The sequence below is a fragment of the Binatus sp. (SeqCode) genome (assembly GCF_036522015.1).
Lineage (GTDB): Bacteria > Desulfobacterota > Binatia > Binatales > Binataceae > Binatus.
Genome location: NZ_DATDGQ010000357.1, coordinates 1 through 11795, shown reverse-complemented (window position 1 = coordinate 11795; position 11795 = coordinate 1). Strand labels below are relative to the sequence as shown.

General features: G+C 61.7%; 10 protein-coding genes. 1 reads left to right on the top strand and 9 read right to left on the bottom strand.

Translation table 11 applies throughout. The features are described from left to right. The 8 genes from VIW95_RS15200 to VIW95_RS15165 all read right to left on the bottom strand — a co-directional run. On the bottom strand, window positions 1-1218 hold a 1218-nt coding region (locus VIW95_RS15200), incomplete at its 3' end, for a radical SAM protein (RefSeq protein ID WP_331588037.1). A gap of 78 nt (window positions 1219-1296) precedes the next feature. Further along, the gene (locus VIW95_RS15195; protein ID WP_331588035.1) at window positions 1297-2106 is read right to left on the bottom strand and encodes a class I SAM-dependent methyltransferase; all 810 of its coding nucleotides are present in this window, start codon (window positions 2104-2106) and stop codon (window positions 1297-1299) included. A 13-nt stretch (window positions 2107-2119) separates the two neighbouring features. Continuing rightward, window positions 2120-2983, bottom strand: a complete 864-nt coding sequence (fdhD, locus tag VIW95_RS15190; protein ID WP_331588033.1) for a formate dehydrogenase accessory sulfurtransferase FdhD — start codon at window positions 2981-2983, stop codon at window positions 2120-2122. Beyond that, the gene (gene fdhF / locus VIW95_RS15185) at window positions 2980-6042 is read right to left on the bottom strand and encodes a formate dehydrogenase subunit alpha (RefSeq protein ID WP_331588031.1); all 3063 of its coding nucleotides are present in this window, start codon (window positions 6040-6042) and stop codon (window positions 2980-2982) included. Before fdhF ends, fdhD begins: the two co-directional genes overlap by 4 nt. Further along, window positions 6023-7642 carry an NADH-quinone oxidoreductase subunit NuoF gene (locus VIW95_RS15180; RefSeq protein ID WP_331588029.1) on the bottom strand — a complete coding sequence of 540 codons (1620 nt, stop codon included), beginning with the start codon at window positions 7640-7642 and terminating at the stop codon, window positions 6023-6025. The genes fdhF and VIW95_RS15180 overlap by 20 nt, the downstream gene beginning before the upstream one ends. Window positions 7643-7673: 31 nt before the next feature. Continuing rightward, a complete protein-coding gene (locus VIW95_RS15175; protein ID WP_331588027.1) occupies window positions 7674-8396 on the bottom strand; it encodes an acyl carrier protein in 723 nt (240 codons plus the stop codon). Window positions 8397-8403: 7 nt separating this feature from the next. After that, entirely contained in the window at window positions 8404-9954 is a 1551-nt protein-coding gene (locus tag VIW95_RS15170; RefSeq protein WP_331588025.1) for an AMP-binding protein, read from the bottom strand. A gap of 95 nt (window positions 9955-10049) precedes the next feature. Then, complete coding sequence (locus VIW95_RS15165; RefSeq protein ID WP_331588023.1) at window positions 10050-10544, bottom strand: formate dehydrogenase subunit gamma; 495 nt, start codon at window positions 10542-10544, stop codon at window positions 10050-10052. 293 nt (window positions 10545-10837) lie between these two features. Here VIW95_RS15165 and VIW95_RS15160 point away from each other — a divergent pair, with 293 nt between their 5' ends. After that, window positions 10838-11305 carry a nitrate reductase associated protein gene (locus VIW95_RS15160; protein WP_331588021.1) on the top strand — a complete coding sequence of 156 codons (468 nt, stop codon included), beginning with the start codon at window positions 10838-10840 and terminating at the stop codon, window positions 11303-11305. A 3-nt stretch (window positions 11306-11308) separates the two neighbouring features. On the opposite strand, the gene VIW95_RS15155 is transcribed toward VIW95_RS15160, so the two are convergent. Further along, a partial coding sequence (locus VIW95_RS15155) for a bifunctional hydroxymethylpyrimidine kinase/phosphomethylpyrimidine kinase (protein WP_331588019.1) occupies window positions 11309-11795 on the bottom strand: 487 nt, incomplete at its 5' end.

The window sequence follows — 11795 nt, the reverse complement described above, 5'->3', positions numbered from 1 at the left end:
GAGGTCGGCAATCGCGAGCACGTCTTCGTCGCGCTCCTCGGGCAGGCCGATCATGAAATAGAATTTCAGGTTGCCGACGCCCTCGCCCAGCATCATCTCGGCAGCGTGGAGAATTTCGCCTTCGGTAAGATTTTTGTTGATGACCTTGCGCATTCGTTCGCTGCCGGCCTCAGGCGCAACGGTTACGCTCTGATTTCCGCCGCGCGCAAGTGCGGACGCGAGCGCGGGTGAAATGCAATCGGCTTTCAGCGACGACGGCGACAATCGCCCGCCGCGATCGACGACCGCCGACGCGATATCTGCGACGCCGGGCACGCTCGCCATCTCGGCGCCGACCAGGCCAATCACCTTGCGCTCGCCAAGACCGCGCTCGGCTTCGGCGATCAGCATTTCAGGCGCGCGATAGCGAATCGGGCGATACATGAACCCCGCCGCGCAGAAGCGGCATCCCCATTGGCATCCGCGACTCGCCTCGACCAGGAACATGTCGCCGAACACGGACTCCTCGGTGAGAATCAGCGACGACGTGGCGAAGCGGTTGAGGTCGCGAAGGAGGCGGCGATTCACCTGGGCAGAGCCGGGGCCGCTGTACTTGACCGTCACGAGGCGGCCGGCCTCGTCGTAAACGGGTTGGTAAAAGTCGGGGAGATATGCGCCCGCGACGGATGCGAGTTCGCGCAGTTGATCCGCCGAGCCTCGCGTCGATTGCCATCGCTCGATGAACTCGGGGACCATCTCCTCGCCCTCGCCAATCAAGAACAGGTCGATGAAATCGGCGATGGGTTCGGGATTGAGGAACACGGCGGAGCCGCCGGCGATGATCAACGGAAAATTGCGGCCAGCACGGTCGGCGCGGCGAGCGGGAATCCCGGCCATCCGCAGAACGCTCAGGACGTTCAGATAATCGGTCTCGAACGAAATCGAGAACGCGAGGACGTCGAAGTCGGAAAGCGGACGCCCGCGCTCGAATGACACCAGGCGCTCGCCGCCGTCGCGGAAGCTGTCGCGCTCGTCGGCGTCGGGGAGAAATGCGCGGTCTGCGGCCACAGACGGATCGGATTCGAAGATGTGGAACACGGCCTGGAAGCCGAGGTTGGCCATTCCGAGCCGGTAGGTGTTGGGGTAGATGACGCAGACGGAAATGTCGCCGCCGGGCTGGCGCGCGTAGAGCACTTTTTCGCGCGCGATGCGCTCGAGCGCGCGCTTACGCGGGTACATTCGCCGTCTCCAACATGATCATACAGAGTATCGCCCGGTGGATGGCACGCTCAAGAGGAGCGTCGAAGCCATTGGGGCTCAGCGCTTCCACGCCATATACGCGAAAAACTCGGGCGGTTCGCCTTTGAGAATGCCCGACGGTTCGGCGGCCAACACCGCCTCGCGGACGTCGCGCTCGAAAGCGTCGACGCGGTCGCCGAGCACTCGCCGGCTGCAGAACGACATCGAATAGAGATTTCCGATGATCGAATCGACAGTCCATTCGACGTCGAAGGACTCCTCGTGGCTGACGAGATCTTTGAAGTGCGAACGCGTGATGTACGCCTCGTGACGCTCTTCGGGCGTCGGACCCGGGTTCTCCCACGGGATTGGCCGTTGGCCGAGATAGCGCTTCAGCACCGTGTTAATCGCGGCGCGCCATCGCGTCATCGGCGGAGGGGGAATCGGAGCACCTTCGCCCACCACCGCGATGCCGCCGCCGTCCGCGACGATATCGTAGAGCGCGTCGAGCGTGCGCGCGCGATCCATCCAGTGAAACGAGTTACCCATCGTGACAAGGCGGAACTGTCCGAGCGCGGGCGACAAGTCTTTCGAGCCGCCGAATCGCCATTCGATGTTGCTGATCCCGCGTTCGCGCGCGATCCGCTCGCCCTCCGCACGCATGCCATCATCGGGATCCATCGCGACGACCTCGTCGAATAGATGCGCCAGCGCAATCGCGACAGGCCCGGGGCCGCAACCGAGGTCCAGCAGCCTGCCGGTGCCGTCGAGTCGAAAATGCTCACGCAGAAGGCTGACGAGCGACGGCGGGTACTTCGGACGGAATCGCGAGTAGTACCACGCGGTCCCTTCGTAAATAGTCAGATCGTACTTGTCGGTTTCGCTCACGTCCGGGAAAGCGTCATTGCGCGATGCGGTCGGGGCGCGTGTAGATGTTGAAGCTGCCGTCGCGCAGGAAGCCGACGAGCGTCGTGCCGATCTCCTCGGCCAGCTCCACCGCTAGCGACGACGGCGCAGACACGGCGGCGAGAATCGGCACACCTGCCGCTGCCGCTTTCTGCACGATCTCGAAGCTGAGCCGCCCGCTCACCATCATTATATGTTGCGCCAACGGGACCATCGCATTCGTCAGCGCGTAGCCGATCACCTTGTCGACCGCGTTATGACGCCCGACGTCCTCGCGTATCGCGAGCAGCGTACCGGCGGAAGTGAAAATCGCGGCGCCGTGGAGTCCTCCCGTTGCGGCAAACACGCGCTGGCCGTCGCGCAGTTTCTCCGACAGCGCGAGCAGCGTGGCAGGCGCGACGCGCGCGGAATCCGCAGGCGCCGTGACGCGTCGACGAATCGAGTCGATGCTGGTCTTGCCGCATACGCCGCAGCTCGAACTCATCAGGAAGTTGCGCTTGAGGCGGGCGCGCAATCCGTCGGCGGGCACGTTCAGGATGACATCGATAGCGTTGGGCTCGGGCGCGCCCTTGCGCCCACGCATGCGCCGAACCTCGCCGAGTTCGCTCGCGTCATTAATAAAACCCTCCGCAAAGAGAAAGCCGGCTGCGAGTTCCTCGTCATGCCCGGGCGTGCGCATCGTGAGCGTGAAGCGGCGCCCGGCGAGTCGAATCTCCAGCGGCTCTTCGACCGCCAGCTTTTCGCTGCGCTCCGAACTCCTGCCACCGCGCCATCTAGTCGCGCGATGCTCGCGGACTTCATCGCGAACCGCATCCGGGGCATCGTCATCAGTCCTGATGTGCGCGGGATCGGTTTTCATCCCTCGCCAACTTCCTCCGATTCAACGACAGACTCGGTCGCTATAAACTCAACGGCTTCGCGCACGAGCGGGCTCAGCTCATCGCCGCCCGCAGCCACATAGTCAACGATCTCGCGGCGCATTCGAGCCTCCCAGAAATTGCGCAGATGGTTCGCGACGCCCTCGATGGCTTCGTCTTGATCCGGATAACCGGCGAAGTACGCGCCGATATCGTTAGCCATCATGATGAGGTGATGAATATCAGTTGCGTCATCCAGATTAGCTACTCGATCTTGTTTGTGGCCGTTGCCGCCGCGTTCCGGCGCGATCTGGACAGCGGTGACCTTGAACTCGGGACAGTTGGTCGCCCAATCGGAGTGATCGGTCATCAGGTCGTTGGTGCGCGATTCCGGATGATGAAACGTAGTATATACCACACCGGGCTGGACGCGTTCCGTTACCACCGCGCGCAAGCGCGTCTCGCCGCGGCGCGCCTGCACCCGGAGCCACTGTCCGTCGCGGATGCCGCGCAATTCGGCGTCGCTCGGATGTATCTCGAGACGATCCTCCGCATGCATGGCGGCATTCAGCGTGCGTCGCGTCTGAGTACCAACATTGTATTGACTGAGTATTCGCCCAGTAGTCAGTATAAGCGGATATTCGGAGTTGGTGCGCTCCTCAGTAGGTACGTACTCGGTAATCGTGAACTTGCCTTTGCCCCGCACGAAGTGATCGGCATGCATCGTAGGGGTGCCGGACGGAGCGTTGTCGTTGCATGGCCATTGCACCGAACCGAGCCGCTCGATCGTTTTGTAATTGACGCCTGAGAACGTGGGAGTCAGCCGTGCGATCTCGTCCATGATTTCCGACGGATGCGAATACTTCATCGGATAGCCGAGCGCGGTCGCGAGCTCGCAAGTGATTTCCCAGTCTTCCTTGCCGGCGAGCGGCGCCGCGACCTTGCGCACCATCGAGATTCGTCGCTCGCTGTTGGTGAAGGTGCCGTTCTTTTCGAGAAATGATGAACCGGGCAGAAAGACGTGCGCGTATTTCGCGGTCTCGTTGAAAAATAAATCCTGCACCACGACGCATTCCATCGCCCGCAGCGCCGCCGCGACGTGATGGCCGTTCGGCTCCGATTGCGCGACATCCTCGCCCTGCACGTAGAGACCCCTGAAGCTGCCTTCGAGCGCGGCGTCGAACATATTGGGAATGCGTAGGCCCGGTTCGGGATCGACGCGCACGCCCCATGCCGCGTCGAAACTCGCGCGCACCGCCGCGTCCGAAATGTGGCGATAGCCGCTGAACTCATGCGGGAACGAACCCATATCGCACGAGCCTTGCACGTTGTTCTGGCCGCGCAGCGGATTCACACCAACTCCGGGCCGGCCGATATTGCCGGTCGCCATCGCGAGATTCGCGATACCGAGCACCATCGTGCTGCCCTGGCTGTGTTCGGTCACACCGAGTCCGTAGTAGATAGCCCCGTTGGGAGCGCTGGCGTAGAGCCGCGCCGCCGCGCGAACCTGGTCGGCCGGCACGCCGGTAATTTTCTCCATCGACTCCGGCGAATTGCGCGGCTCAGCGACAAACTTCTTCCACGCCTCGAATTCATCCGGATCGCATCGCGCGGCTGCGAACTCTTCGTCGGTGAGTCCCTCCGTCACGACGACATGGGCGAGTGCGTCGATCAACGCAACGTTGGTGCCGGGACGGAGCTGAAGATGATACGACGCCTGCACATGCGGCAACCGCACGATTTCGGTGACGCGAGGATCGACGACGATCAGCTTCGCGCCCTGGCGGATTCGCCGCTTCATCTGCGCCGCGAACACCGGATGTCCCTCGGTGACGTTCGCGCCGATCACCATGATGACGTCGGCCTGCATCACCGAATCGAAATCCTGCGTGGTCGCCGAGGTGCCGAACGCGGTCTTGAGTCCATAGCCCGTCGGCGAATGACAAACACGCGCGCAGGTGTCGACGTTGTTGTTGCCGAACGCGGCGCGCACCAGTTTCTGTACGAGAAAAGTTTCCTCGTTGGTGCATCGCGAAGACGTAATCGCTCCGACCGCGCCGCGCCCATGCTTGTCCTGGATGCGTTTGAACTCCGCCGCGGCGTAATTGATCGCCTCGCTCCACGAAACCTCACGCCACGGCTGGTCGATCGATTTGCGAATCAGCGGGCGCGTGACGCGATCCGGATGCGTCGTGTAGCCCCACGCGAAGCGGCCCTTGACGCACGAGTGCCCGTGATTGGCCTGCCCGTTGGGGTTCGGCACCATGCGCGCGACGAGGTCGCCCTTCATCTCGGCGCGGAACGAGCATCCGACACCACAATATCCGCAGGTCGTGACGACGCTGTGATCCGGCTGCCCGAGTTCGACCACGGATTTTTCCATCAAGGTCGCGGTCGGACAAGCCTGCACGCACGCGCCGCACGAAACGCACTCGGACGCCGAGAACGGACCGTTCTGTCCCGGCGAGACGACCGACGAAAATCCGCGCCCGTCAATGGTCAGCGCGAAGGTGCCCTGCACTTCCTCGCACGCGCGAACGCATCGCGAGCACACGATGCATTTGGACGGATCGAAAGTGAAGTACGGATTCGACTGATCCTTCTCCGCATGCAGATGATTGGCGCCGTCGCCGTTGCGGTAGCGCACCTCGCGCAGGCCGACCGCACCAGCCATGTCCTGCAACTCGCAATTACCGTTGGCGGGACAGGTCAGGCAGTCGAGCGGGTGATCGGAAATGTACAGCTCCATCACGCCGCGCCGGAGCCGCGCGAGCGCGGGACTCTCCGTGCGCACCTTTATTCCCGCCCGCACCGGAGTGGTGCACGACGCCGGAAAGCCGCGCTGACCTTCGACTTCGACCAGGCACAAACGGCACGAGCCGAACGGCTCGAGCGAATCCGTCGCGCACAGTTTCGGTACGTGGATTCCGGCCTCTGCGGCCGCGCGAATCAGCGACGTGCCGGCGGGTACAGCGACGACGCGTCCATCGATCTCCAACGCGACGTCTCGCGCGCCGGGGCGAAGCGGAGTGGCGAAGTCCTTATCGCTGCGCGATCGCATGATTGTTGCCAACTCCTGACAAAGAGATCGTCAGATCTGCTCCAATGAAATCAACATCGCTGGCTACCAGACCGAAATCTTCCGGAAAATATTTTAGCGCACTGAGAACCGGCAGCGGAGTGAGGCCGCCGAGCGCGCACAGCGAGCCAAACTTCATCGTGTCGCACAAATCGCGGAGCACTTCGAGATTCTCGCGCGGACGGCGGCGGTTGATAATGTCGTCGATCAGCTCGGTGCCGCGAATCGATCCGATTCGGCACGGCGTGCACTTGCCGCACGATTCGATTGCGCAGAATTCCATCGCATACCCAGCCATCCGCGCCATATCGACAGTGTCGTCGAAGACCACGATTCCGCCATGTCCGAGGATTCCGCCGCGCGCCGCGACTGATTCAAAATCCAGGGCCACGTCGAGCATCGACTCGGTGAAGTACGCGCCGAGCGGCCCGCCGACCTGCACCGCGCGAACCGGCCTGCCGCTGGCGGTGCCGCCGCCGTAGTCGTAAACGATTTCACGAAGCGTCACGCCCATCGGCGTTTCGATCAGGCCTGGACGTTTGGCGTTGCCGGCGAGCTGAAACGGGATCGTGCCGCGCGAATTGCCGGCGCCGAAGTCGCGGAAAAATTTCGCGCCGCGCTCGATGATGATTGGCACCGTCGCGAACGAGACTACATTGTTAATCAGCGTCGGTTTGCCGAACAGTCCTTCGAGCGCGGGAATCGGCGGCTTGAAGCGGACCATCCCGCGGCGACCCTCGATGCTCTCCAGCATCGCGGTTTCCTCGCCGCAGATGTACGCGCCGGCGCCGAGCCTAATCTCCAGTTCGAACGCCTTGCCGCTGCCGACGATGTTCGCGCCCAAATAGCTTTTCAAGTGGGCCGTCGCGATCGCTTCTGTGAGTGATCGGCGAGCGTGCGGATACTCAGATCGCAGGTAGATATAACCTTGCGTCGCGCCAACCGCGAGCGCCGCGATCGTCATCCCTTCGATCAGCACGAAGGGATCGCCCTCCATGATCATGCGGTCGGAGAAGGTGCCCGAATCGCCTTCGTCGGCGTTGCAAACGACATACTTCGGTGTGGCCGGCGCCTCAGCCGCGGTCTTCCATTTGATGCCGGTGGGAAAACCCGCACCGCCGCGGCCGCGAAGACCGGACTCCGTGACCTCGGCAATCACTGCGTCAGCGCCGAGCTCGATCGCACGCTTCAAGCCGCGGTATCCGCCGTGCGCGATGAAGTCGTCGAGCGATAGCGGATCGGTCACGCCCGCGCGCGCGAACGTCAGCCGGGTTTGCGGATTGAGCCACGGTATTTCCTCGGCTACTCCGAGGCGCAAGCGATGCTCGCGGCCGTCGAGAAAGTTCGAATCGAACAGCGACGCGACGTCACTCGCCGCAACTGGTCCGTACGCGATCCGTCCGCCACTGGTTGCGACTTCGACCATCGGCTCAAGCGAGAACATCCCGCGCGAGCCGTTGCGCACCAGCTTGACGTCCAGCTTGCGCGACGATGCTTCTTTGCGAATCGCCTCGGCGACCGCGTCGGCACCGAGTGATACCGCGCCCGAGTCGCGCGGGACATACAATATTGAATTCGTCATTCGCAACGCACGCTTCTAAAATAGAGCATAACTATGCCGATCGGAGCTGCTTTTGGAGCAGCAGGGTCTCGGGCCGAATTTCCAATTTCGGAAGGAAAGTATCTTCAGACAGAACCTCAACCAGGGCGTTCCACAGGTCCTTATCCTGAAGTTCCGCGCCCTCGTTAGACAACTTTCCGAAGTTCAGGCCTGTAACCTTCCTCGAGAGGTCACCGAGGGTTTGGCAGTCGAACGGTATGTCACCGGGGTCGAGCCGAAGAAGCATGATCCCGAGTGCGGCGGCGAGCATGGGGAGTAGCCACAAGTACGGTGCAAAGACGGCGGCCGAAGCCAGACCGACAAAGCTGGCTAATATCGACCACGCACCCAGAGTACCCCACAATGCGACTCTCGGACGTGGCAGACGCAACCCCGCGCGGGCGCTTATCTGTTTGAACAGCGCTTTGGTGGTGAGAGTGGTTAGCCCTTTGACAGGAGTCTCGGGTCTGAGCCTGGTGTCGATACTCAGATCGGAGAGCGCCCGCCTCAGGCGGTAGAACGTCATCGCGGTGGCGCATCGACCTGCTCGCTTCCCTGAGTTGGAGAAGCGAATGCGCAAGGTGCTGTATATATCTCCGACCGTTCGCCAGGCGCTGACTTCTGCGACGGTGAATTGGATGCTGAAAGAGGTTTCGAGGCTGGACACTACCTCGACCGTATCGAGTTCGTCATCCAGTCCCAGAGTGTTCATCATGACCTGCGCCTTGCGATGCACACGACGCTTACTCGGCGATTCGCTTCGAGTGTCCGATCCAGTAGCGATCCTTGATTAGGCGCTTGTAGAGCTTGCCGGTCGGATGGCGCGGCAGCTCCGCATCGAAATCAATTGTCCGCGGGCACTTGATCGCGGACAGGTGCGCGCGGCAGAAACCGATCAGCTCCGCCTCGAGAGCCGGTCCGGCCCGCTTGATGTCCACCGGCTGCACTACGGCTTTGACTTCCTCGCCGAAATCCTCGTTGGGCACGCCGAACACTGCGACGTCCTCGACTTTCGGATGAGTCGCGAGCAGGTTCTCCGCCTCTTGCGGATAGATGTTCACGCCGCCGCTGATGATCATGTTTGCTTTGCGATCGGTCAGATACAGATAGCCGTCGCGATCGAGATAGCCGATATCGCCGAGCGTCGACCATCCCTTATCGTTGCGCGAGCTTTTCGTTTTCTCGGGATCGTTGTGATACTCGAATGTGCCGCCGCCTTCGAAAAAGATCGTCCCCGCTTCGCCAGTCGGAAGCTCAGCTCCGTCATCGTCAACGATGTGTACCTTTCCGACCAGCGGCTTACCGACCGAGCCCTTGTGCAACAGCCACTCCACGCTGTTGATCGCGCAAAACCCGTTGCCCTCGGTGCCCGCATAATATTCGTAAATTTTCGGCCCCCACCATTCGATCATCTGTTCTTTGACCGATATTGGACACGGCGCGGACGCGTGTATGACCACTCTCAGCGTTGAATGATCGTATTTGCGACGGATCGGCTCGGGCAGCTTCAGCATCCGGATGAACATCGTCGGCACCATCTGCGTATGCGTCACCCGGTACTTCTCGATAAGTGCGAGAGACTGTTCCGCGTCGAAGTGCTCCATGACGATCACAGTGCCGCCGATCCGATGTATCGCCATCGTGAATTGAAGGGGCGCCGAATGATAAAGCGGCGCCGGCGAGAGATAGACCATCTCGGGAGTCGCCTGGTAAAGCCCCGCCAGCAGCATCCCGATTGGATTCGGCGCGCCCAGCGGTTGTCCAGTCAGCCGATGCTTCACGCCCTTGGGCCTGCCGGTAGTGCCCGACGAGTAGAGCATCGCGGCGCCTTCGGTCTCGTCGGTAATCGGAGTCGTTGGTTGCGAACCAACCGCATCCTCCCACGATTCATAATTCGCGATCATGCCGTCCATCATGTAGCGCTTGATGGTGCGCGGAATCATCCCTACCGCGTCCATCTTGGCCACGACGTCGGCCATCGCATGCGTTGTGCTGAAAACTTTCGCGCCGGAGTCGTTTACGATGTAGGCGACTTCCTCCGCCGTCAAACGTGAGCTGATCGCGGTGTAGTAGAGTCCGGAACGCTGCGCCGCCCAGAGCACCTGGTGATAGCGGGGATGATTTTCGGCGAACAATGCGATTGTGTCGCCCGGCTTGAGTCCAAGCGAACGGAATAGATTTGCGGCGCGATTCGACTCATCGTCGAGCTCGCGATAGGTGACAACCTCGCCGGTCGCCGCCATGATGTAAGCGGCCTTGCCAGGATTGCTTTTGGTGTGAATTCCGGGATGCATCAGGTGTCGAATCGTTCGGGCTTGACCTCGTAAATCACTGTCCGTGGCGCCGCTGGTGTCCTCCTTTTGAGAAGTGTTGATAATACCGCAGTCATCTAGGGGCGCCCCGAAGTAGATTCTAAAAAGAGGATTTCGTCGAAGCGGTCTGGAGTGACGCGGCCGTAGAGGTCGTCGCCGACGACGATTGCCGGCGAGCATGCGCAGTTGCCTAGACAGTAAACCGGCTCGAGCGTGAAATCGCCGTTGTCGCTGGTCTGTCCAAATTCGATTCCAAGGCGTGCTTGAATATGCGCCGCGAGCGCCACTGCGCCCATCGCCTGGCACGACTCCGCTCGGCATACGCGAATGACTTTCCGGCCGGGCCGCTGGGTGCGGAAGTCGTGATAGAAACTGATGACGCCGTGGACCTCGGCGCGCGACAGATTCAATGCTCGCGCGATCGCGGGCACCGCCTCGACCGGGATGTAACCGACGCGCTCATTCACCGCGTGCAGCACCAGCATGAGCGCACCGGGTTTGTCGGCGAGACCGGCGACGATTTCGTCGACAATCCGCGCGTCAAAACCGGCGTCGCCATTTCTGGAATTCATCGCAGCCACTGTCAATCGCTATACCACGATTGATGCTGACGATCTTGATCTGCCCGGTTGCGTATTGCAACCTGACTACGCGGCGCGCGAATCCGTCGCGTAGAGGTGGTCGCCATGCGCGAGCGGTGAGCATCTCGCATGCGCCGTGGTCGGGGTGCGGCGGCAGGCATCGAGAAAGATCCGGGGTCCCTCGGCTACGCTCGGGATGACACAAAAATAAGACCCCGGAAGGAAATCACAAAGACGAGAACGCGGCTGCGAATTTGTATTGGCGCGGCGTTTTGGAGGTTCAAATGATTCGCAAATTCAAGTTTGAAGATGAGATGCACGAAAGTCTCCAATGCGTCCCGATGGCGGTGCGGCGCAAGCTCGATCGCGTTGGTTTGAAAATCGGACTCGAACAATGGAAGTCGCTCGACCGCGGCGAGCGGCTCGCCATCTGCTATTTCCCGGTCGATTCATCCGAAGAGTGCGACGGGCTGGGAGTCTTCATTCGCGAGGCAATGAAGCGCCGATTCGGCGTCGAGCCGAAGAGCCTGAGCGATGCGCAAAGAGCGTCGGCGGAACCGCCCGCGTCGCCGCCGGGTCGAGTCGTGGCCAATGCGCGCGCGGCGGGCTTCGACTTAAGTGACGCGGTCTGGTCGCGGCTCGACAGCGATGAACGATTCGCGCTGATGAAAATGGGCGATGCGGACACACCGAGTCACAACCTCGGCGCCGCGCTGAAAGAATTTGGCGTGCCCCGCGATCGCGCGAGTTGATCGTCAGCTGCGCGCGAAGTGATCGAGCAGCGCGCGCCCCTTGCCCAATTTGAAACTCTGCCGGAGTGCCGCGGTCACGAAACGTTTCGCGCCGCGAACCGCGTCCTCGAGACTCGCGCCGCGCGCGAGGTGCGCCGCGATCGCCGCTGAGAAGGCGCATCCTGTCCCGTGCGCACCGCCGCCCTTCACTCGCGGGCCCTTGAGCTCGATAAAGTTGCGGCCGTCGTAAAAGAAATCCGTCGCGAAGCTGTCGTCCTCGCGATGCCCTCCCTTGATGACCACCGCTCGCGCGCCAAGCTTCAGAATTCTACCGGCGGCCTTGCGAATCGCTGCGTCGGAATCGATTTCAATGTCCGCCAATCCTTCGGCCTCTGGAATATTGGGCGTGACGATCGCCGCGAGAGGAATGAGTCGCCTTCGAATCGCGCGCTCCCCTTTCGGACCAATCAGCCGCGCCCCGCTGCTCGACACGATTACCGGATCGACCACC

Bases quoted from the DNA above. Each gene is read 5' to 3' on its own strand.
- fdhD (WP_331588033.1), bottom strand. From the start codon at position 2,983: ATGAAAACCGATCCCGCGCACATCAGGACTGATGACGATGCCCCGGAT.
- fdhF (WP_331588031.1), bottom strand. From the start codon at position 6,042: ATGCGATCGCGCAGCGATAAGGACTTCGCCACTCCGCTTCGCCCCGGC.
- VIW95_RS15180 (WP_331588029.1), bottom strand. From the start codon at position 7,642: ATGACGAATTCAATATTGTATGTCCCGCGCGACTCGGGCGCGGTATCA.
- VIW95_RS15170 (WP_331588025.1), bottom strand. From the start codon at position 9,954: ATGCATCCCGGAATTCACACCAAAAGCAATCCTGGCAAGGCCGCTTAC.
- VIW95_RS15165 (WP_331588023.1), bottom strand. From the start codon at position 10,544: ATGAATTCCAGAAATGGCGACGCCGGTTTTGACGCGCGGATTGTCGAC.
- VIW95_RS15160 (WP_331588021.1), top strand. From the start codon at position 10,838: ATGATTCGCAAATTCAAGTTTGAAGATGAGATGCACGAAAGTCTCCAA.